The sequence below is a fragment of the Streptomyces sp. NPDC014676 genome, from assembly GCF_043084105.1.
In the GTDB taxonomy this organism is placed as follows: domain Bacteria; phylum Actinomycetota; class Actinomycetes; order Streptomycetales; family Streptomycetaceae; genus Streptomyces.
This window is the reverse complement of record NZ_JBIBZI010000003.1, coordinates 837,983-859,108: the sequence shown is the minus strand read 5'-3', so window position 1 is coordinate 859,108 and position 21,126 is coordinate 837,983. Positions and strand designations below refer to the sequence as shown.

The following is a 21,126-nucleotide window of genomic DNA, read 5'->3' as shown; positions in this document are numbered from 1 at the left end:
GCGACCTCGAGGGTCTCCAGCTCGTCGGCGTCGAAGCCCTCGAACGCGGTGTCGGCGTCGTTCTTGATGTCCTTGGCGGTCATGTCGTGGTCCTTCCGGGATCCGTGGGGTGGAGTGGTTCAGCAGGCCGAGCAGGTGCTGGAGGAGGAGGACGAGGTGCCGATCGAGCCGCTGGAGGCGCCCATCTCGGGCAGCGCCACGCCGTCGGCGACCTCGAGGGTCTCCAGCTCGTCGGCGTCGAAGCCCTCGAACGCGGTGTCGGCGTCGTTCTTGATGTCCTTGGCGGTCATGTCGTGGTCCTTTCACGGAAGCGGGAGTTCCCTGAACGGAATTCCCGAGGATTCATGCTCCGGAATGATTCCCGGCCGCCTTCCGGAATGTTTTTCCTTTTCCGTCCGGCTGTGACATCCATAGTGCTCGGCCACTCACCCGTGCGCCACCCCCTGCGGGCGTCGGCTGACATTTATCACGGCCCGGATGACGTTTCCCCGGTGCCCGGATTTTCGTCGAGGGCCACCGGAAGTGCCCATTCGGGGCTGTTCACCATGTGCCATTCCTCGCCCGGCTCGGCGGGCACCGCGGACCCGGGCACCGGCGTGCCCAGCAGGAAGTCGCCGACCGAGGACTCCCGCAGGTAGTCCAGGCCCAGTACGCGGGCGGACAGGTCGGCGTCGCCGTTGCCCAGCCCGCAGGGCGCCAGGCCCATCGCCGTCGCGACCAGGTACATGGTCTGGTAGAGCACACCGGTGTGCCGCAGCGTCGTCGCGTACGCCATCGCCCGGTACTTCCACGCCATGCGCTGGAACCGCGAGGTCACCGTGAAGAGCACATCGGGGCGCACGTCGAAGCCGACGGACCGTGACGCCACACCCAGCAGCGCCCGCCGGTCGTCCTCCGCCCCGCTGACGAGGACCAGGCGGTGCGCGTACGAGTCGTAGTGGTAGACGCCCGGTGCGAGTCCCCCGCAGCGCAGCACCGTGACGTACAGCTCCAGTTCGTGGAGCGAGCCCCCGGCCGGGTAGGGCCGCGAGACCACCTCGTCCTCGCCCTCGCCGGGGCCGGGCGTGTGGTGGACGCGCACCCGCTGCACCCGGTACAGGAACTCGCCCAGCTCGCGCGCCGTCAGCGCCCGTTCCCCGAAGACACGGTGGGAGCGACGGCCCTCGACGGCGGCGGTCAGGGACGGGTCGCGGGTGTCGATGTCCGCGCGCCGGGGGCGGTACAGCTCCGTCACGGGGCCGTCCGGCGCCGGCTTCACGGCGGGCAGCGGGTCGATCTCGCCCCGGTACGGGTAGGCCGCGCCGAAGGTCTCGTCGAAGCGGCCGGACCGGACGCGCGAGTGGAACAGCAGGTCGTGGAAGTCCCACTGGCGCAGCACCGGCTCGGTGTCGGACGCGAAGCTGCCGTCCGGGGCGGCGCGTTCGACGAAGCCGGTGCCGACGAGATGGGCCAGGACCGTGAGCGTCTCCGCCTCGCTCAGCCCGGTGCCCTCACCGGCCCGGACCGCCGGCCCCGGCTGCCCCAGCGCGGCGGTGAGTTCACGGGCGGCCCGGTCGGCGAGCACGGCCCGGAACTTCACCAGCGGTGACTCCAGTACGAGCACGCCCCCGCGCGTACGGCAGAGGGCGAACCGCGACAGACGGACCCGCGCGCCGGCGGGCACGGCCGCCGTACGGTGCTCGGCGTCCCGGGCCGTCGGCTCCAGCCGCACCAACTCCCGCCGCGGCGGCCCGTCGTGCGTGAGCACGCTGTACGCCAGCAGGTGGCCGGCCCGCGCCAGCGCGGCGTCGGCCCGCTCCCGCGCGGCGCCGCCGAGCCCCTCGTACAACTCCTCGTACGGCACCGGGCCCCCGGCCAGCCGGCCCAGCACGGTGCGCAGGACACCGCGCACCGGGCGCAGCACGAGTGAGCTCCCGGGGCCGCGCAGCACCGCCGTGTCCGCGGTGTCGTCGAACGTGATCCGCACGTCCGTACGCAGCGCGCGGGCCGCGAACTCGGGTGGTTTCTCCGTGGACACGGGAATCATCAGGGCCTCCGTCAGAGGGATTCGCTGGAAGAACTCGACGAAATCCACTCTGACGCCCGCTACACCCTCTCCGCCCCGGCCGGCCGCACCGCATGACAGTCGCCATTCCCGTTCGTGACCGAGGTCATGGAATGCGTGACACATGACAGGGACGGACCGTCTCCGCTCGGACGACCGAGGCACGGAGCGCATGCTCGGAACAGGAATTCAACGGCCACCGCCCCAACGAAAGAAGGATATTCCCGTGCTCACTCGTCGACATGCGATACGTCTCGGTATGACCACCGGCGCCGTCGGGGCGGTCGGTGCGGCGGGCGGGCTGTTCAAGACGCTCACCGCGGGCGGGCCGGCCACCGCACCCGTCGCCGCGACGGCGCCGGCGACGGCCGGGCCGTTCACGGTGCCGCTGACCGTGCCGCCGGTGCTGGCCCCGTACCGCAGAACCGGACACGCCGACTACTACCGGATCACCACGCGCCGCGCGAGCGCCGAGATCCTGCCCGGCACCCGCACCGACGTCCTGACGTACAACGGCTCCTTCACCGGCCCCACCATCCGCGCCCGCACCGGCCGCAGGACGGTGGTCCGGCACGTCAACGCGCTGGACATGCCGACCTCCGTGCACCTGCACGGCGGCGACAACCCGGTGGAGCACGACGGCGGCATGATGGACACGATCGCGCCGGGACGCGGGCGCACCTACGTGTACGAGAACCGGCAGCCCGGCGCCACCCTGTGGATGCACGACCACGCCCACCACATGGAGTCCGAGCACGTCTACCGGGGGCTCTCCGGGCTGTACCTGCTGCGTGACCCCGACGAGGACCGGCTCGGACTGCCCTCCGGGAAGTACGACATCCCCCTGGTCCTGCGCGACGCGGACTTCGACGACAGCGGCGCGATGGTCTACACGATGGACGACGCCGAGAACCGTACGACCATCCTGGTCAACGGCCGGCCCTGGCCGTATCTGAAGGTGGAGGCCCGTAAGTACCGCTTCCGGCTGGTCAACTCGTGCAACCTGCGCATCTTCGTCCTCGCGCTGTCGGACGGGTCGGCCACCCAGCACCCCGTGCGGCAGATCGGCACCGACGGCGGGCTGCTCGCCGCCCCCGCCGAGACCCCGGTGCTCGTCCTGTCACCCGGCGAACGCATCGACTTCGTCGTCGACTTCTCGGCGTACGCGCCCGGGACGCGGCTCACCCTCGCCAACATGCTGGGCCCCGGCCCCACCGAACTCGTCGGCCAGGTCATGCGGTTCGACGTCGGTGAGCGGACCCCCGACCGCAGCCGGGTCCCGGACACCCTCGCCACGCTGCCGCCCCTGGCGAAGCCCACCGTCGAGCGCACCTTCGAACTGAACATGGACGAACCGGGCAGCGGAGGCCACCAGGCCTACATCAACGGAAAGACCTTCGACCCGGACCGCATCGACACCCATGTCGAGTGGGGCAGCACCGAGGTGTGGACGGTCACCAACAAGAGCGTCACCGTTCCGCACAATTTCCATACGCATCTGACGCAGTTCAGAATCCTCGAACGCGACGGGCAGCCGCCGTATCCGGCCGAGACCGGGTGGAAGGACACCGTGCTGCTCTTTCCCGGACAGACGGCGAAACTCCAGCTCACCTTCGATTCGCACCGCGGCGTCTATCCGTACCACTGCCACATGATCGACCACAGCGCCATGGGAATGATGGCGCAGATGAGGATCGCCTGACTTCCCCGACGAATTCCCGACGGGTCCCCGGCGGATTCTCGACGATTTCCCACGAGTTCCCACGAACCCCCGACGAACGGAAAGGAGGAGCATGACCACCACCGGAACCCTCGCGCGCCCCTACACCCGCCGGCTGCTCGCCGCGCTGGAACGCGACCCCGCCCGGGTCGTCGTGCACCGGCCCGACGCGGCCGTGACGGCGGGGGAGCTGCGCGCGTCCCTCCTGGGCAGTGCCGCCCTGCTGCGCTCCCTGCGGGTCGGCCCCGGCACCACGGTGGCCATCCTGACCGGCCCCAACCACCCGCTGATGCTCAGCGCCCGCTACGCCGTGCACCTGCTCGGCGCGACCTCGGTGTACGTCCGGTCGATGAACCCGCGCACGGACACCGAGACCTTCTCCCTCGCCACCCAGACCGAACTGCTGCGGGACCTCGCGGTGCCGTTGCTGCTGGTGGACGAGGAGGACGAGGAGAGCGCGGCCCGCGGCAGATGGCTGGCCCGCCGTCGGCCCGGACTCACCGTGCGGGCGATCCCGCGCACGGCGGACGGCGCCGGCACCGTGCCCTCCGCGCCGCCGCCCCGGCCCGACGACCTGGCCGTCGTCGACTTCACCAGCGGCAGCACCGGCCGGCCGAAGATGGTCGCGCAGCGCCACGGCACCCGCGAACACCTCGTCGGACGGCTCGCCGACGGACTCGACCCACGGGGCCCGGCCACGCTGCTCTCCGTCACCCCGGTCAGCCACACGACCGCTCCGATGGCCGACGCCGTGCTGTGCGGAGGCGGCACGGTGGTGCTCCACGACGAGTTCGACGCCGACGCCACCCTGGCCGCCATCGCCGAACACCACGTCACCGACGCCTACCTGGCCGTACCGCACCTGTACCGGCTGCTCGACCACCCGCTGATCACGTCGTACGACCTGTCGTCGCTGCGCCGCATCACCTACAGCGGCACCCCGGCCTCCCCGGGACGGGTCCGCGAGGCGGTACGGCTCCTCGGCGACGTACTGATCCAGGTGTACGGCACCACGGAGGCCGGCGGCATCAGCAGCCTCACCCCGCTGGACCACCGGGAACCCGAACTGCTCGGCTCGGTCGGCCGGCCCTTCCCCTGGGTCCGGGTGGAGATCCGCGCACCCGGCACCGGCACCCCGCTGGGGCGAGGACAGAGCGGCGAGATCTGGATCGACTCGCCCACCGTGTCCGCCGGTTACCTCGACGACGACCGGCTGACCGCCGACACGTACCGCGACGGCTGGCTGCGCACCGGCGACCTCGGGCACTGGGACGCGTACGGCTACCTGCGGCTGGACGGACGGGTCGGCGACGTCATCAAGCACGGCGGCCTCAAGCTCGACCCGGCCGCCATCGAGGCCGCGCTGCTCCAGCACCCCCAGGTGCGGCAGGCCGCGGTGTTCGGCGTCCGCGACGACGACTTCGTGGAGCAGGTGCACGCCGCCGTCGAACTGCACTCGGGCGCCGGACACACCTCCTGCGACCTGCGGGGCTACGTCGCGGCGACGCTCACCCCGGAACACGCCCCGGTCAGCGTCTCCGTCTGGCCCGAACTGCCGCTCACCCCGTCCGGCAAACCCGACCGGACCCGGCTGCGCGGCGCCACCGCACCGGTGCGCGCGGCACCCCCGCCCGCCACCGAGACGCGCGGCACCGGCCCACTCGACCCCGGCGCCGAGGTGGACGGCCCGCCCGGACACCACGCCCGCCGGCGCACCGATCCGCGCAACAGAAAGGGCACTCCATGACCGGATTCGGGCATTTCGCCAGGTCGCTGCGGCTACGGCGGCTCTATCGCCACAGCACGGCCGGCCTGATGATCACCCCTCTCGACCACTCGATCAGCGACGGGCCCGTGGTGCCCCGCGGCACGACCCTCGACCAGCTCGCCGGACAGCTCGCCGCCGGCGGCGCGGACGCGGTCGTCGTGCACAAGGGCAGCGTCCGCCACATCAGCCCGGAGCGGTTCGCCGCGATGTCGCTGATCATCCATCTCAACGCGTCCACCAGCCAGGCGCACGACCCCGACGCCAAGTACGTGGTGACCGAGGTCGAGGAGGCACTCCGGCTCGGCGCGGACGCGGTGAGCGTCCACGTCAACGTCGGCTCGGACGACGAGCGGCAGCAGATCGGCGACCTCGGACGGATCGCCGACGCCTGCGACCGGTGGAACCTGCCGCTGCTCGCCATGGTGTACCCACGCGGCCCGCGGGTCACCGACCCGCGCGACCCGCAACTGGTGGCGCACGCCGTCACCGTCGCCTCCGACCTGGGCGCGGACCTGGTCAAGACCGTCTTCCTCGGCTCGACCGCGGAGATGCTCGACCTGACCGCCGCCTGTCCGGTGCCGGTGCTGGTCGCGGGCGGTCCCGCGATGCCCACCGAGGAGGACGTCCTCGCCTATGTCCGCGACGCCCTGGCCGGCGGCGCGGGCGGGGTGGCGATGGGCCGCAACATCTTCCAGGCCGCCGACCCCCGCAGGCTCGCCGCCAAGGTGGCCCGGCTGATCCACCACTTCCCGGAGCAGCACTTCGGCGCGGTCGCCTTCCCCTCCGGGACCGGCGTCCACCGGGACGAACGGCTGACTCCCGACCATCTGGAGGACCCGGCATCCGGTGTCCTCCCCGACAGCACCCACCACCTCTCCGACCTTTCGCATCCGACAGGAGGTCCGCACCATGACGGACGCAAAACTGTGCTGGCTTGACATCCGCGGCGCCGGCAACGCCACGGCAGCCGTTCTCGAAGAAGCCCTGCACCAGCGCATCGACGGCATCGTCGCCGCCGACCCGGCCGCCTTCGCCGGCCTGCCGCCCACCGTCCGCAAGGTCCTGCTCTTCGAGGACGGCACCGACGCCGTCCCCGCCGACCTCGGCGCCGCCGACCTGGTGGTCGTCCCCGGCCCCCGGGAGGACCGCGCCGCGCTCCAGGAGGTCCACCCGGACGTCGAGTTCGGGCGGTACGTGGAGATCGTCGACGCCGACACGCTCGAGGACGCCTGCCTCGCGGCACGGCTGGAGCCGTGGAGCGTCCTCGACTTCCGCGACCCCACCAAGATCCCGCTCGAGATCGTGATCGCGGCGGCCACCGGCGCACCCGGCTCCATCATCACCACCGCCTCCGACACCGAGGAGGCCGAGATCGTCTACGGCGTCCTCGAACTCGGCTCCGACGGCGTGCTGATGCGGGCCGACACGGTCGGCGACGCCACCGCGCTGCGCACCGCCGCGAGCGCCCGCGGCGGCGAGATCGACCTGGTGGAGCTGACCGTCACCCACACCACCCACATCGGCATGGGCGAGCGGGCCTGCGTCGACACCACCACCCACTTCCGCAAGGACGAGGGCATCCTGGTCGGTTCGCACTCCAAGGGCATGGTGCTGTGCGTCAGCGAGACCCACCCGCTGCCGTACATGCCGACCCGCCCGTTCCGGGTGAACGCCGGCGCGCTGCACTCGTACACCGTCTCCCAGGGCGGCCGCACCCACTACCTGAGTGAACTCCACGCCGGCAGCAAGGTGCTGGCCGTCGACACCAAGGGCCGCACCCGTCCGGTCAGCGTCGGCCGGGTCAAGATAGAGACGCGTCCGCTCATCTCCATCGACGCGGTCGCCCCGAGCGGACAGACCGTCAACCTGATCCTCCAGGACGACTGGCACGTACGGGTCCTCGGTCCGGACGCCGTGGTCCTCAACTCCACCGAACTCAAGCCGGGCGACACGATCCTCGGGCACCTGCCGACCGCCGACCGCCATGTCGGCTACCCGATCGACGAGTTCTGCCTGGAGAAGTGAGTCCCGTACGCAGTCCCGTACGGCCTCGCACACCCGTCGCGCCCGTGCCCGCACGAACGTGACGAGCAGGCGCACCATCCCGCCCCGCCCCGGCACCCACCGTGCCGGGGCAGGCGCGCGTCCGCTCACAGCAGCCCGTGTTCCCCGGCGATGCGCGCCGCGTCGAACCGGTTGCGCCCCCCGAGCTTCTTGATGGCCGCCGACGTCAGATTGCGCACGGTGCCCGACGCCAGGTACAGCTCGCCCGCGATCTCCTTCACGGTCGCCCCGCCGGCCGTCAGCCGCAGCACGTCCACCTCCCGCACGCTCAGCGTCGTCTCCCCGACCGCCACCGGCCGCAGCAGCGACGGATCGACGGTCAGACAGCCGCCCGCCACCCCCATCAGCGTCGTCACCAGCTGGGGGAGCCGGGCGTTCTTCGGCACGACACCGAGCGCGCCGGCCGCCACCGCCCGGTCCACCACCGACGGCGTGGCCGCCCCCACCATCAGCGCGACCCCGCACTTGGGATGGTGACCGCGTACGTCGGTGGCGATGCGCAGCGCCCGGCCGGCCATCGTGGACTCGCCGAGCAGCAGCACGGTGGGACGGTGCCGCTCCACCGCCGGCAGCACCGCGTCGCACGCCGTGGCCAGCCCCACCACCTCCAGCCCGTCGACGCCGTTGAGCGTCTCGGCGAAGGCCTCCAGGACGAGTTGGTGATCACCTGCGACGACTATCCGTATCGACATGCTGAACCCCCGTGCGGACGGACGGTAGAAGGACTCCTGGGCAGCAGGCCCGCGGCCTGCACGCGTTGATGGCGGGCCGTCAGCGGACGGGCGGCCGGGCGAACCGCCTGACCAACCGGTCCGCGACCGAATGGGCCACCCGTTCGCGGTCGGCCTCGTCCTGACCCGTGTCGATCTCGATGTGCTCGGCCCCGGCCGGCAGGGCCGCCGCGACGACCGCCGACACGGTGCGGAAGGCCCGGGCCGGACCCTCGCCGCCGGCGTCCGACGGGACCACCACGAGGCACGCGGCCACCGGGCCCAGATCGGCCGCGATCTGACGGGGCAGGGCACCGAGTGTTTCCGGCCGTGTGACGTCCACCTGATAGGGGAGCGCCACCAGACCGACATCGGCCAGCTCCTTGCACAGGAACGCCGCGCTGGTGGCGGCGTCGTCATCCCGGCCCGGATGCCCCGCGCCGACCACCGCCACGGCCGCGCCGGCCGCACTCAGCCGGGTGGCCACGGTGCGGCCGACTCCGGTGGTCGCGTCTATGACGAGCACGACACAGCCGTTCAACGGAGGGACGACAAACGCGTCTGCGTGCGACACCGGAACTCCTGAGCGGGTAGCGTGGCGGGAACGTGAAGGATCTACGGGGGTGCTTCGCCGGGCGTGCGGTGCTGCCCCCGTCCCGCGCCGCGGACCGTCCGGTCCGGCGTGGAGCCGGGTCCGGGCATGTGGTTCAAGGGGGAAACACCACGTGGACGACGTATCTCCGCTCGACCAGCGAACGCTTGCCGTCTACCGCGCGATCCTGTTCCACAAGGAACACGATCCGGACAGACTCGCCGACCTCCTCGGCATCGCCACCGACGAGGTGGGGGAGGCGCTCGCCCGGCTGTCCGAGCTGTCCCTCCTCGCCCCGTCCGGGGACTCGCCCGGGGCGCTGCGCGCGGTGAACCCGTCGCTCGGCCTGAAGGTCCTGCTCCAGCGGGAACAGGACGAACTGGCCTGGCGGCAACAGCGCATCGAGCAGAACCGGGCCGCGCTGGCGGCACTCGCCGCCGAGTACACGGCGTCGGGCGGGTCCGGCTCGGACGGCACGGAACAGCTCGACAACGTGGACGAGATCCGTACCCGGCTGGAGGCCCTCGCGGAGTCCTGCCGCCACGAGTCCCTGGTCTTCCACCCCGTGGGCGGGCTGTCGGAGGAGGCGATCGAGGCGTCCCGGCCGCTGAACGAGCGGGCACTCGCCCGGGGCGTCCGGTTCCGTTCGATCTACCTGGACAGCGCCGTCAACGACCGGGTGACGAGGGCGCACGCGCAGTGGATGGCCGAGCACAACAGCGAGATCCGCACGTCCCCGACCCTGCCGATGCGGCTGCTGATCGTCGACACGACCGCGGCGATCGTGGCCGGGCTGCCCGGTCAGGCGGGCCCCTCTGCGCTGCTGTTCAACAGCCGGCCGGTGGTGCTCGCCATGCGGGCGCTGTTCGAGGCGTACTGGGAGCACGCGGCCCCGTTCCATGAGAAGACCTCCTCCGAGGACGATCCGCACGGGCTCACTCCGCAGGAGCGCAAGCTGCTCCAGCTGCTGTCCACCGGCCTCACCGACGAGGCGGTGGCACGGATGCTCGGCATCGGTGTGCGCACGGAGCGGCGGATCATGGCCGAGCTGATGGAACGGCTCGGTGCGTCCAGCCGCTTCGAAGCGGGAGTGCAGGCGGCCCGCCGGCAGTGGATCTGACAGGCGGCCGCCCGGCGTCACCGGCAGGTGGTCACGGCGTGACCGGCGGGGTCCAGGTGAAGTCGTCGGGGTGCGCCGGGCCCCAGGTGAAGTCGCCGGGCGCGCCGGGGAGGTACGGCCGTCCACCGCCGATCGGCTCGGCCGGCGGCGTCCAGGTGAAGTCCTGCGGCGCGGCCACCGGCCCCCGCCCGGCCCCGTCGGCGGCCTGTGCGGGCACGGCCCAGGCGAGCGTGGTGAGGACGGCGGCGGCGGTGAGTGTGACGGCCGCGGTACAGCGGTTGGTACGGAACATTCGGTGGTCTCCATCCCATGCGTGACTCAGTACCGGTTGCGGTGATGCGCATGGAGCCGGTGGTGCTCGTAGCTCCCCCGGGCCGGTCCGCGTTCCCCGCGCTTTCCGGCCGCTGCCAAGAGATAACCATCACGCCGCCCCCGCTGTCCGCATCCGGCCAGGCCAGGAAGCTGCCTGGCAGGGAGTTGCCCACCGGGCCGAGGCGGTCCGCGGCACCGCCTACCCTTGTGGGCATGAGCAGCATCGACCGGAGCCAGTCAGTGGGCGGCACACGCACCTATGAAGTACGCACCTACGGGTGCCAGATGAACGTCCACGACTCCGAGCGGTTGTCCGGGCTGCTGGAGGACGCGGGCTACGTCCGCGCCCCCGAGGGCTCCGACGGCGACGCCGACGTCGTCGTCTTCAACACCTGCGCCGTCCGGGAGAACGCCGACAACAAGCTGTACGGCAACCTCGGCCACCTCGCCCCGAAGAAGGCGAGCCGCCCCGGCATGCAGATCGCGGTCGGCGGCTGCCTCGCGCAGAAGGACCGCGACACCATCGTCAAGCGCGCCCCCTGGGTGGACGTCGTCTTCGGCACGCACAACATCGGCAAGCTGCCCGTCCTCCTGGAGCGCGCCCGCGTGCAGGAGGAGGCACAGGTCGAGATCGCGGAGTCGCTGGAGGCGTTCCCCTCCACGCTGCCCACCCGGCGCGAGAGCGCCTACGCGGCCTGGGTCTCCATCTCCGTCGGCTGCAACAACACCTGCACCTTCTGCATCGTCCCCGCGCTGCGCGGCAAGGAGAAGGACCGCCGCCCCGGCGACATCCTCGCCGAGATCGAGGCCCTGGTCGCCGAGGGCGTATCCGAGATCACCCTGCTCGGCCAGAACGTCAACGCGTACGGGTCCGACATCGGTGACCGCGAGGCGTTCAGCAAGCTGCTGCGGGCCTGCGGCACGATCGACGGCCTGGAGCGCGTCCGCTTCACCTCGCCGCACCCGCGCGACTTCACCGACGACGTCATCGCCGCCATGGCCGAGACGCCGAACGTGATGCCGCAGCTCCACATGCCGCTCCAGTCCGGCTCCGACCCGGTCCTGAAGGCGATGCGCCGCTCCTACCGGCAGGAGCGCTACCTCGGGATCATCGAGAAGGTCCGTGCCGCCATCCCGCACGCGGCGATCAGCACCGACATCATCGTGGGCTTCCCCGGCGAGACCGAGGCGGACTTCCAGCAGACCCTGCACGTGGTGCGCGAGGCCCGCTTCGCGCAGGCGTTCACCTTCCAGTACTCCAAGCGTCCCGGCACCCCGGCCGCCGAGATGGACGGCCAGATCCCCAAGCAGGTCGTCCAGGAGCGCTACGAGCGCCTCGTCGCCCTCCAGGAGGAGATCTCCTGGGAGGAGAACAAGAAGCAGGTCGGCCGCACCCTGGAGCTGATGGTCGCCGAGGGCGAGGGCCGCAAGGACGGCGCCACCCACCGCCTCTCCGGCCGCGCCCCCGACAGCCGCCTGGTGCACTTCACCAAGCCGGAGCAGGAGGTGCGCCCCGGCGACGTGGTCACCGTCGAGATCACCTACGCCGCCCCGCACCACCTCCTCGCCGAGGGCGCGGTGCTCGACGTGCGCCGCACCCGCGCGGGGGACGCCTGGGAGAAGCGCAACACCGAGAAGGCCGCTCAGCCCTCCGGCGTACTGCTCGGTCTGCCCAAGGTGGGCGTGCCCGAGCCGCTGCCGGCGGTCACCGGGGGCTGCGCCGTCGACTGACCGGACCGCGACGGGGGACGCACGGCTCAACGGGTCGTCGGGGCGTCGGGGAGGAGCCGCACGACGCGCACCGCCGCGTACCACGTGGAGATCAAGGGCGGACCGGTCACCCACCGCCCGCGGTACAGCCTCGCGGAGCGCGTCCGGGGTACGGACGGCCGTGAGGCGGCGATGCCGTTCCGAGCCTCCGCAGTAGGCTGTCGATCATGCTTGTCGCCGCCGCAGTCTGCCCGTGCCCGCCGCTGCTCGTGCCGGAGGTCGCCGCAGGGGCCGCTCCCGAGCTGGACACCGCGCGGGCCGCGTGCACGGACGCGCTGGGTGTGCTCGCCGCCGCCCGGCCCGATCTGCTCGTGGTCGTGGGACCGGGAGACGGCGCCGGACCCGAGGTCCACCCGGAGGGCACCCCGGGATCCTTCCGGGGCTTCGGCGTCGGCCTGGACGTACGGCTGGGGCGGGGCGAGGGCACACCCGGGCGGGAACTCCCGTACGGGCTGGCCGTGGGCGCCTGGCTGCTGGACCGCACCGGCTGGGCGGGCGCCCCCGTGGAGGGACTGGCCGTGGGGGAGTCCCTCACGGCCGAGCGGTGCGCCGAGGCGGGGGAGGCCCTCGCCGGCCGGGCGGAGCGGGTCGCGCTGCTGGTGATGGGCGACGCCAGCGCCTGCCGCACACTCAAGGCACCCGGCTACCTCGACGAGCGCGCGGCCCCCTTCGACGCGGAACTCGCACGCGCGCTGGGCACGGCCGACACCGGGGCCCTGCGAGCGCTGGACACCGAACTGGCACGCGAACTGAAGGCGTCCGGCCGGGCCCCCTGGCAGGTACTCGCCGGCGCGGCGACCGGAAACCCGGCCCTGAAGGGCACACTGCTCCACGAGGACGCCCCCTACGGGGTCGGCTACCTCGTGGCCGCCTGGGCGTAGGCGGGCTGCCGCCGGGAGAGCGCGGCGGACGGCCGGGGGGCCGGGCCTGGGGTGCGTGCTGTTTCACGAGGACGCCCCCTACGGGGTCGGCTACCTCGTGGCCGCCTGGGCGTAGGCGGGCTGCCGCCGGGAGAGCGCGGCGGACGGCCGGGGGGCCGGGCCTGGGGTGCGTGCTGTTTCACGAGGACGCCCCCTACGGGGTCGGCTACCTCGTGGCCGCCTGGGCGCAGGCGGGCTGCCGCCGGGAGGACGCGGCGGACGGCCGGGAACCCTTGGTGTGTTCCTCGGCCGTCCGCCGGTGTGCCGCTCAGGAAGTGGGCGGCGGCCCGGCCGGCGTGGTCGTGCCGCCCGCGCCCGAGCCGGGGTCGTTCTTGTGCGCGAGCCGGTCCACGGCGCCCTTGGCCTTGCCCGTACCCGTCCGGATCCGGTCGCTGTACTTGCCCTTGGTCCGCTCGTCGACGGTCCGCGCGGCCTTGTCCAGGCCGTGCTGAATCCTGTCCTCGTGCCGGTGCGCGAGGTCGGAGACCTTGTCCTTGGCCGGGCCGAGTCCGGCCTTCAGATTGTCCAGGAGACCCATGACGTACCTTCCCTCACGACCCTCTACGTGCGGGCGCCCTCACCGGTCTCGCTGCCGGCCGCCTCGGCGGACTGCTGCTTGGGGATCTCGACGGTGTCGGTGCCGGTGACCTGGCCGGCCTCCTTCTCCGCCGGCCCGGTGGTCTCCGGCGCCTCGGCCGGCCCCTTCGGCTCCGCGGCCCCGGCCGCGCTCTCCGTGCCGGCCCCGGCCGCCGCCTCGCCGGTCCGGACCTCGGCGGTCCGCGTCTCCTCCGTGGCCTTCGACCTCCGAAAAAGCCGTGCAAAAACGCCCATATCCACTCCATACGTTACTCGTGCGGGCGAAATCCCGCGTTGCCCGGTGCGTCCGCTCGTGTGACCCGGGCCACCGCCCCTGTGATCCGGTGGCAGGAACCTCGCAACGGGCAACGACCCGGCGACCGTCGCGTCACGTAACCCGTTCGAGGGCCGGACGGGAGGTTTGCGAGACTGGATCAGTGAGCAGCACACCCCTCGCCCCCCGCGTCATCGCCGTCGTCGGCCCCACGGCGGCCGGAAAGTCCGATCTGGGCGTATTCCTGGCCCAGCGGCTCGGCGGCGAAGTCGTCAACGCCGACTCCATGCAGCTCTACCGGGGGATGGACATCGGCACCGCCAAGCTGACGCCCGGGGAACGCGGCGGCGTCCCGCACCACCTGCTCGACATCTGGGACGTCACCGTCACCGCGTCCGTCGCCGAGTACCAGCGGCTGGCCCGGGAGCGGATCGACGCGCTGCTCGCCGAGGGGCGCTGGCCCGTCCTCGTCGGTGGTTCCGGCCTCTACGTCCGCGGCGCCGTCGACAACCTGGAGTTCCCCGGCACCGACCCCGAGGTCAGGGCCCGCCTGGAGGAGGAGCTCACACTGCGCGGCCCGGGGGCGCTGCACGCGCGCCTCGCCGTGGCGGACCCGGAGGCCGCGCGGGTGATCCTGCCGAGCAACGGCCGCCGTATCGTCCGCGCGCTCGAGGTCATCGAGATCACCGGAAGACCCTTCACGGCCAACCTCCCCGGCCACGACTCGGTCTACGACACCCTCCAGATCGGCGTCGACGTGGCCCGCCCCGAGCTGGACGAGCGCATCGCCCGCCGGGTGGACCGGATGTGGGAGGCCGGCCTCGTGGAGGAAGTGCGCGCACTGGAGGCGCAGGGGTTGCGCCAGGGGCGTACGGCGTCGCGCGCGCTCGGCTACCAGCAGGTGCTCGCGGCGCTCGCCGGGGAGTGCACCCTCGAGGAGGCGCGGTCCGAGACCGTCCGTGCCACCAAGCGCTTCGCGCGCCGTCAGGATTCATGGTTCAGGCGCGATCCCCGGGTGCACTGGTTGAGTGGGGCCGCGGCGGACCTGACGGAACTTCCGCAGCTCGCGTTGTCGTTGGTCGAACGACCGGTTACAGCCTGATCACGTCATGGCATCGGGACGCCCAGGCCGTCATCCGGGCCTGTGGCGCCGTGCCATCATCGAGCTTCGATCGACCAGTGGAGTCCTAAGTTGGGAGGGCGCGTGGCGATGGAGGCCGGCCCTCGCGACACCGCACACGGCACCGAACACCTCACCACCGAGCGGGGTGCACCGGAGCAGGAGACGACCGACCGCCTCAGTCCGGACGGACCGGACGAGACGCAGGGCGGCGTGACCGACGACGGCCCCGAGCCGGACGAGATGTTCGCGGGCGGGGACGAGGTCGAGGTCGAGCTGCGCCCGCAGCGCCGGCTGCGCATCTGGCAGCTCGCGCCGATCGTCGGGCTGGCCGCGGTCGGCTCCCTGATGTTCGCCTTCCCGCTCGCCTTCGACTTCGGCGACAGCGGCGCCGTGATCGCCATGCTGGGGCTGCTGATCTGTTCCTGCGCGGCCGGCTGGGGCATGATGGCCGCCCGCAGGGTGGGCTCCACCTGGCCGGGCCTGCCGGCCCGCGGCTCCGGCCGCAGACCCGACTGGCGGGTGGTGACCGCCTACGTCGTGATGGTCGCCGCGGTGGTGGCCCTGGCGGTGTGGCGGGTGGCCAGGCTCCGCTGAGCAGCGCCGGGGAGGGCGGCGCCCTGAAGGAAAGGGGCGCGGGGAACCGCGCGACCAGCCCTCACCGGGTCCGCACGGAACCGCATCCTCCCGGCGCCCCCGACGGAGTGTTCTCGTAGGATCGAGAAATGCGCACGCGGATCGCCTTCCTCAAGGGCCACGGCACGGAGAACGACTTCGTGATCGTCCCGGACCCCGAGAACGCCATCGACCTGTCCCCGGCCGCCGTCGCCGCCCTGTGCGACCGCCGCGCGGGCATCGGCGGCGACGGACTGCTGCACGTGGTGCGGTCCGCGGCCCACCCCGAGGCGCGGGCCATGGCGGCCGAGGCCGAGTGGTTCATGGACTACCGCAACGGCGACGGCTCGGTCGCGGAGATGTGCGGCAACGGGGTGCGGGTGTTCGCGCGCTACCTCCAGCGCGCCGGACACGTGGCCGCGGGAGACACCGCGATCGCCACGCGCGGGGGAGTGAAGACCGTCCACATCGCCAAGGACGGTGACATCACCGTCGGCATGGGCCGGGCGCTGCTCCCCGAGGGTGACGTCACCGTGAGCGTCGGTGGGCGCAGCTGGCCCGCGCGGAACGTGAACATGGGCAACCCGCACGCCGTGGCCTTCGTGGACGACCTGGCACACGCGGGCGACCTGTACACCCCGCCCCCCTTCAGCCCGGCCGCCGCCTACCCGGACGGCGTGAACGTGGAGTTCGTAGTCGACCGCGGCCCGCGGCACGTGGCGCTGCGGGTGCACGAGCGCGGGTCCGGTGAGACCCGCTCCTGCGGCACGGGCGCGTGCGCGGTCGCCGTGGCCGCCGCCCGCCGCGACGGTGCCGACCCGAAGGTCACCGGCACCCCCGTGACGTACACCGTCGATGTGCCCGGCGGCACCCTCGTGATCACCGAACGGCCCGACGGCGAGATCGAGATGACCGGTCCGGCGGTGATCGTCGCCGAGGGCGTGATCGAGTCCGAGTGGCTGGAGAACGCCCTGCGCTGACCGGAGTGCCGGCTCGGGATCGCAGCTTCCGGCCTGCTTGACGGAAACATCCGCAGGGCCGGAAGGCTGACCGCCTTCAAGATCATGGAGGATATCCGGCCCGGTGGCGTGAAAAGGACCTCCGGTCGATCTTCCCTCGATGGGGTGATCCGTTTCACGCTCGGCCGGAGGCGGTCAGCCCGAGGGGGTCCGGCTCGGTAGCATCAAGCACCGGCCCGGACGGGGGGCGAACGCCGTCTCCCGAGCCCGAGTCCGCCCTGGGGCACGCCGTCCGCCGGTCCACGCAGCCGGAGGTGCCCATGAACGCGGAGGCCGTGAACCCTGCGACCCCAGGCCCTGTGACATCTGGTCACGTCACACCCACGGGGGCGCGCAGGAAGTCCCGCCCCCGGCTCGACCTGCGCCGGCTGGGCCGTGCCGCGCTGCTCGGCCCCGCCGCCCGCGACCGGCTCCCCGACGCCATCGGACACGTGGTGGACGCCCACCGCGCCCACCATCCCGACGCCGATCTCGAACCCCTGCGCCGCGCCTACCTGTTGGCCGAGTCCTCCCATCGCGGCCAGATGCGCAAGAGCGGTGAGCCGTACATCACGCACCCGCTCGCGGTGACCCTGATCCTCGCGGAACTCGGCGCCGAGACCACGACGTTGACCGCCTCCCTGCTCCACGACACGGTCGAGGACACAGAGGTGACGCTGGATCAGGTGGGCGAGCAGTTCGGCGAGGAGGTCCGCTACCTCGTCGACGGCGTCACCAAGCTGGAGAAGGTCGACTACGGCGCCGCCGCCGAGCCCGAGACCTTCCGCAAGATGCTCGTCGCCACCGGCAACGACGTCCGCGTGATGTCGATCAAACTCGCCGACCGGCTGCACAACATGCGCACCCTCGGCGTGATGCGCCCGGAGAAACAGGAACGCATCGCCAAGGTGACACGTGACGTCCTGATCCCGCTCGCCGAACGGCTCGGCGTCCAGGCGCTCAAGACGGAGCTGGAAGACCTGGTCTTCGCGATCCTCCATCCCGAGGAGTACGAGCACACACGCGAGTTGATCGTCCGCAACGCGGCCCGCGCGGACGACCCGCTCGCCGACGTCGCCGACGACGTGCGCAAGGTGCTCCGCGAGGCCGACATCACCGCCGAAGTCCTCATCCGCCCGCGCCACTTCGTCTCCGTGCACCGGGTTTCCCGCAGACGCGGGGCACTGCGCGGCGCCGACTTCGGCCGTCTGCTGGTGCTGGTGAACGAGGACGCCGACTGCTACGGCGTCCTGGGCGAGCTCCACACCTGCATGACGCCCGTGGTCTCGGAGTTCAAGGACTTCATCGCCGTACCGAAGTTCAACCTGTACCAGTCGCTGCACACCGCCGTGGCCGGTACGGACGGACAGGTCGTCGAAGTCCTCATCCGCACCCACCGGATGCACAAGGTCGCCGAGGCCGGGGTCGTCGCCCTCGGCAACCCCTACGCCGCACCGCCGGAGGAACAGTCCGCGAGCGACGGCGAACGCGTCGACCCCACCCGGCCCGGCTGGCTCTCCCGGCTGCTGGAATGGCAGCGGGCCGCGCCCGACCCCGACACCTTCTGGTCCACCCTGCGCGAGGACCTCGCCCAGGACCGCGAGATCACCGTGTTCCGCCCCGACGGCGGCACACTGGGCCTGCCCGAGGGGGCGACCTGCGTGGACGCCGCCTACGCGCAGTACGGCGAGGACGCCCACGCGTGCATCGGGGCCAGGGTCAACGGCCGGCTGGCGACGCTGAGCACCGTCCTCAAGGACGGCGACACCGTTCAGTTGCTGATGGGCCAGGACGCGGCCTCCGAGCCCTCCAGGGAGTGGCTGGAGCACGCCCACACCCCCGCCGCGCGGATCGCCATCCAGCGGTGGCTGACCGCCCACCCCGCACAGGACGAGGCGGCCGGGACCGTACCGGAGGAGGCCGCCCGGCCCCTCACCGGCGACCCCGCCCCGTCACCGGCTCCGGACGCCCCGGACCCCGGTCGTCCCACCGCCGCCCAGGTCCTGGTCGACCGGGACGGCGCGACCGTACGGCTCGCCGGCTGCTGTACGCCCGTACCGCCCGACGAGGTGACCGGCTTCGTCGTACGCGGGGGAGCGGTCACCGTGCACCGGGTGGAGTGCGCCGGGGTGGCGCGCATGAAGAGCGCGGGGCGTGCGGAGGTCGGCGTGCGCTGGGGGGAGGGCGCCGAGTGCCGGGTCACGCTGGTCGCGGAGTCCTTCGTCCGTCCGCATCTGCTCGCGGACCTCACCGAGGCCATGGCCCTCGAAGGCGCCGAGATCGTCTCCGCGACCGTCGAACCCCCGGACCGCCAGCAGGTGCGGCACACCTACACCGTGCACCTGCCGGACGCCGCCCACCTGCCCACCCTCATGCGCGCGATGCGCAACGTGGCCGGTGTGTACGACGTGAGCCGGGCCCAGCGGCAGGCGTCGGGCGCCTGACCGAGGCACGGAGCCTCCGAGCGGCGGTGTGATTACCCGATCGGGTGGGTCGAAAGCGCGCCGTCACCACACCGCACGCGCACGCTGATAGCCGTGGTGAATGCTCACCCCCCACGCCCCCGACCCCCACGGCCGGCCGCCCGTCGACCATGATCCCCAGCCCGGGACACCCCACAGCCACCTGCCCCGATCCCGGACGACGCCCAGCCATGTCCCGCACAGCCGGCCGCTCCCGAGCCACGGGCCCCGGCCCGGGACACCCGACAGCGACGTGTTCCCCGGCCGGGCCGCATCCAGCCAGAACCCGCACAGTCCGTCGCCGCTCGACCACGGTTCCCCGGCCGGGGCCCCTGACGACCACGCGCCCCAGGACCGGCCGGCGCACGGCCATCGCCACCACACCCAAGCGCACCAGCAGGCTGTCCGGACCCGGGCACCGCGCGGGTACGCCGTCCAGGCCCAGGCGCCCCGAGGCCAGGCCGTCCGGGACCGGAGCGCCCGCGCCGGAGGCGGTCACGCGCGTCGGCGCCGGGCGGTCGCCGCGCTGCTCGCCTCCGCCGTCTCCGTCTGCCTGGTCGCCGCGAGTGCCCCCGCCGTCCCGCTCGGCCTCGGTGACCGGCTCTTCCCGTACCTGGGCAACCCCGGGTACGACGTGCTGTCGTACGACATCGCCCTCGCCTACCCGGGCCGCAACGACCGGCCGCTCCGGGCCGTCACCACGATCGACGCCCGCCTCACCGCCGGCCTGGACCGGATCAACCTCGACTTCGCCCACGGCACGGTCCGCTCCGTCGAGGTCGACGGGGCCCGGGCCGGCTTCACCCGTGCCGGAGAGGACCTGGTGATCACACCCGAGGACCACCTGGACGAGGGCGAGCGGGCCCGGATCACCGTCCGGCACACCAGCGACCCCGTGGCCGCCGAGGACCGCGAGGGCGGCTGGGTGCGCACCGCGGACGGCCTCGCCATGGCCAACCAGGCCGACGCCGCCCACCTGGTGTTCCCGTGCAACGACCACCCCTCGGACAAGGCGGTGTTCACCTTCCGGATCACCGCCCCCGACGGCCACACGGCGGTGGCCAACGGTCTGCCGGCCGACGTCGGCCGCACGCGCGGGGCCGCCACCTGGACGTACCGGACCCGCCACCCCATGGCCACCGAACTCGCGCAGGTCTCCATCGGCCGTTCCACCGTCCTGCACCGCGCCGGCCCGCACGGGCTGCCCCTGCGGGACGTCGTGCCCACCGCCCACCGCGCGAAGCTCGAACCATGGCTGGCGAAGACCCCCGCCCAGATCTCCTGGATGGAGAAGAGGATCGGCCGCTACCCGTTCGAGACGTACGGCCTGCTCCTCGCCGACGCGTCCACCGGCTTCGCGCTGGAGACCCAGACCCTCTCCCTCTTCGAACGCGACCTGTTCACCGACCCGGCCCTCCCCGCCTGGTACGTCGAGTCGATCATGATGCACGAGCTGGCCCACCAGTGGTTCGGCGACAGCGTCAGCCCCCGCACCTGGTCCGACCTGTGGCTCAACGAGGGCCACGCCACCTGGTACGAGGCGCTGTACGCGCAGGAGCGGGGCGGGACAACCCTCGAGGCCCGGATGAAGGCCGCCTACGAGGCCTCCGACGGCTGGCGCGCGGCCGGCGGACCGCCCGCCGCGCCCAAGCCCCCGGAGCCCGGCCGGAAGATCGGCATCTTCCGGCCGAACATCTACTCCGGCGCCGCCCTCGTGCTGTACGCCCTGCGCGAGGAGATCGGCCGCACCGCCTTCGAACGCCTGGAGCGCGACTGGGTCACCCGCCACCGCGACGGCACCGCCTCCACCTCCGACTTCGTCCGGCTGGCGTCCCGCACCGCCGGACGCGACCTGACCGGCTTCCTGCACCCCTGGCTGTACGGGGCCACGACCCCGCCGATGCCCGGCCACCCGGAATGGAAGTCCGCGGCCCGGTCCGCGACACCCGCCCGGCGGCCGGTCGCGCCCGCGCATCGACCGGGCGCGGGCCGGGAATAACACGGTGACGAGACGGGCCGTACCGTGCGACCATCGTCAGGTCCGCACGGCACGGGACACGG

Annotated in this window: 19 protein-coding genes; 12 read left to right on the top strand and 7 right to left on the bottom strand. The window is 72.6% G+C overall.

The genetic code is table 11. The annotated features are described in order from the left end of the window. Positions 1-119: 119 nt before the first annotated feature. Together ACF1DX_RS12415 and ACF1DX_RS12410 are read right to left on the bottom strand one after the other, a co-directional pair. Entirely contained in the window at positions 120-290 is a 171-nt protein-coding gene (locus tag ACF1DX_RS12415; protein ID WP_366483035.1) for a thiazolylpeptide-type bacteriocin, read from the bottom strand. Between the two features lie 176 nt (positions 291-466). Further along, the gene (locus ACF1DX_RS12410) at positions 467-2,026 is read right to left on the bottom strand and encodes a SagB family peptide dehydrogenase (protein ID WP_391791130.1); all 1,560 of its coding nucleotides are present in this window, start codon (positions 2,024-2,026) and stop codon (positions 467-469) included. A 244-nt stretch (positions 2,027-2,270) separates the two neighbouring features. On the opposite strand from ACF1DX_RS12410, the gene ACF1DX_RS12405 reads away from it, so the two are divergent. The 4 genes from ACF1DX_RS12405 to ACF1DX_RS12390 all read left to right on the top strand — a co-directional run bounded on the left by ACF1DX_RS12405 (position 2,271) and on the right by ACF1DX_RS12390 (position 7,557). After that, positions 2,271-3,746 carry a multicopper oxidase family protein gene (locus tag ACF1DX_RS12405; RefSeq protein ID WP_391791129.1) on the top strand — a complete coding sequence of 492 codons (1,476 nt, stop codon included), beginning with the start codon at positions 2,271-2,273 and terminating at the stop codon, positions 3,744-3,746. Positions 3,747-3,837: 91 nt separating this feature from the next. Continuing rightward, positions 3,838-5,511: a class I adenylate-forming enzyme family protein gene (locus ACF1DX_RS12400; RefSeq protein WP_391791128.1), complete on the top strand. Its 1,674-nt coding sequence runs from the start codon at positions 3,838-3,840 to the stop codon at positions 5,509-5,511. Then, complete coding sequence (locus tag ACF1DX_RS12395) at positions 5,508-6,470, top strand: 2-amino-3,7-dideoxy-D-threo-hept-6-ulosonate synthase (protein WP_391791127.1); 963 nt, start codon at positions 5,508-5,510, stop codon at positions 6,468-6,470. The genes ACF1DX_RS12400 and ACF1DX_RS12395 overlap by 4 nt, the downstream gene beginning before the upstream one ends. Continuing rightward, positions 6,442-7,557, top strand: a complete 1,116-nt coding sequence (locus tag ACF1DX_RS12390) for a 3-dehydroquinate synthase II family protein (protein ID WP_391791126.1) — start codon at positions 6,442-6,444, stop codon at positions 7,555-7,557. Before ACF1DX_RS12395 ends, ACF1DX_RS12390 begins: the two co-directional genes overlap by 29 nt. A gap of 125 nt (positions 7,558-7,682) precedes the next feature. Here the strand turns inward: ACF1DX_RS12390 and ACF1DX_RS12385 are convergent, their stop codons facing one another. Next, positions 7,683-8,288 carry a response regulator transcription factor gene (locus tag ACF1DX_RS12385; protein ID WP_391791125.1) on the bottom strand — a complete coding sequence of 202 codons (606 nt, stop codon included), beginning with the start codon at positions 8,286-8,288 and terminating at the stop codon, positions 7,683-7,685. Positions 8,289-8,367: 79 nt separating this feature from the next. Further along, entirely contained in the window at positions 8,368-8,880 is a 513-nt protein-coding gene (locus tag ACF1DX_RS12380; RefSeq protein WP_391791124.1) for a hypothetical protein, read from the bottom strand. A gap of 151 nt (positions 8,881-9,031) precedes the next feature. Here ACF1DX_RS12380 and ACF1DX_RS12375 point away from each other — a divergent pair, with 151 nt between their 5' ends. Further along, positions 9,032-10,018 carry a LuxR C-terminal-related transcriptional regulator gene (locus tag ACF1DX_RS12375; protein WP_391791123.1) on the top strand — a complete coding sequence of 329 codons (987 nt, stop codon included), beginning with the start codon at positions 9,032-9,034 and terminating at the stop codon, positions 10,016-10,018. 31 nt (positions 10,019-10,049) lie between these two features. On the opposite strand, the gene ACF1DX_RS12370 is transcribed toward ACF1DX_RS12375, so the two are convergent. Further along, positions 10,050-10,310, bottom strand: a complete 261-nt coding sequence (locus ACF1DX_RS12370) for a hypothetical protein (protein WP_391791122.1) — start codon at positions 10,308-10,310, stop codon at positions 10,050-10,052. Between the two features lie 233 nt (positions 10,311-10,543). Here ACF1DX_RS12370 and miaB point away from each other — a divergent pair, with 233 nt between their 5' ends. Both miaB and ACF1DX_RS12360 read left to right on the top strand, forming a co-directional pair. After that, entirely contained in the window at positions 10,544-12,061 is a 1,518-nt protein-coding gene (miaB, locus tag ACF1DX_RS12365; RefSeq protein WP_391791121.1) for a tRNA (N6-isopentenyl adenosine(37)-C2)-methylthiotransferase MiaB, read from the top strand. A 206-nt stretch (positions 12,062-12,267) separates the two neighbouring features. After that, on the top strand, positions 12,268-12,981 hold the full coding sequence (locus ACF1DX_RS12360) for a class III extradiol dioxygenase subunit B-like domain-containing protein (protein WP_391791120.1): 714 nt from the start codon (positions 12,268-12,270) through the stop codon (positions 12,979-12,981). Positions 12,982-13,288: 307 nt separating this feature from the next. Here the strand turns inward: ACF1DX_RS12360 and ACF1DX_RS12355 are convergent, their stop codons facing one another. Both ACF1DX_RS12355 and ACF1DX_RS12350 read right to left on the bottom strand, forming a co-directional pair. After that, on the bottom strand, positions 13,289-13,558 hold the full coding sequence (locus tag ACF1DX_RS12355; RefSeq protein ID WP_391791119.1) for an antitoxin: 270 nt from the start codon (positions 13,556-13,558) through the stop codon (positions 13,289-13,291). A gap of 23 nt (positions 13,559-13,581) precedes the next feature. Continuing rightward, positions 13,582-13,851 carry a hypothetical protein gene (locus tag ACF1DX_RS12350; protein ID WP_391791118.1) on the bottom strand — a complete coding sequence of 90 codons (270 nt, stop codon included), beginning with the start codon at positions 13,849-13,851 and terminating at the stop codon, positions 13,582-13,584. A gap of 182 nt (positions 13,852-14,033) precedes the next feature. On the opposite strand from ACF1DX_RS12350, the gene miaA reads away from it, so the two are divergent. From miaA to ACF1DX_RS12325, 5 genes are all read left to right on the top strand, one after another. Continuing rightward, positions 14,034-14,972, top strand: coding sequence for a tRNA (adenosine(37)-N6)-dimethylallyltransferase MiaA (gene miaA / locus ACF1DX_RS12345; RefSeq protein WP_391791117.1), 939 nt, complete (start codon positions 14,034-14,036; stop codon positions 14,970-14,972). Positions 14,973-15,080: 108 nt separating this feature from the next. Further along, positions 15,081-15,587 carry a hypothetical protein gene (locus tag ACF1DX_RS12340; protein WP_391791197.1) on the top strand — a complete coding sequence of 169 codons (507 nt, stop codon included), beginning with the start codon at positions 15,081-15,083 and terminating at the stop codon, positions 15,585-15,587. Positions 15,588-15,715: 128 nt separating this feature from the next. Further along, on the top strand, positions 15,716-16,585 hold the full coding sequence (dapF, locus tag ACF1DX_RS12335; protein ID WP_391791116.1) for a diaminopimelate epimerase: 870 nt from the start codon (positions 15,716-15,718) through the stop codon (positions 16,583-16,585). 299 nt (positions 16,586-16,884) lie between these two features. Beyond that, positions 16,885-19,047, top strand: a complete 2,163-nt coding sequence (locus ACF1DX_RS12330; RefSeq protein WP_391791115.1) for a RelA/SpoT family protein — start codon at positions 16,885-16,887, stop codon at positions 19,045-19,047. 544 nt (positions 19,048-19,591) lie between these two features. Further along, the gene (locus tag ACF1DX_RS12325; protein WP_391791196.1) at positions 19,592-21,064 is read left to right on the top strand and encodes a M1 family metallopeptidase; all 1,473 of its coding nucleotides are present in this window, start codon (positions 19,592-19,594) and stop codon (positions 21,062-21,064) included. The last annotated feature ends 62 nt before the right edge of the window (positions 21,065-21,126 follow it).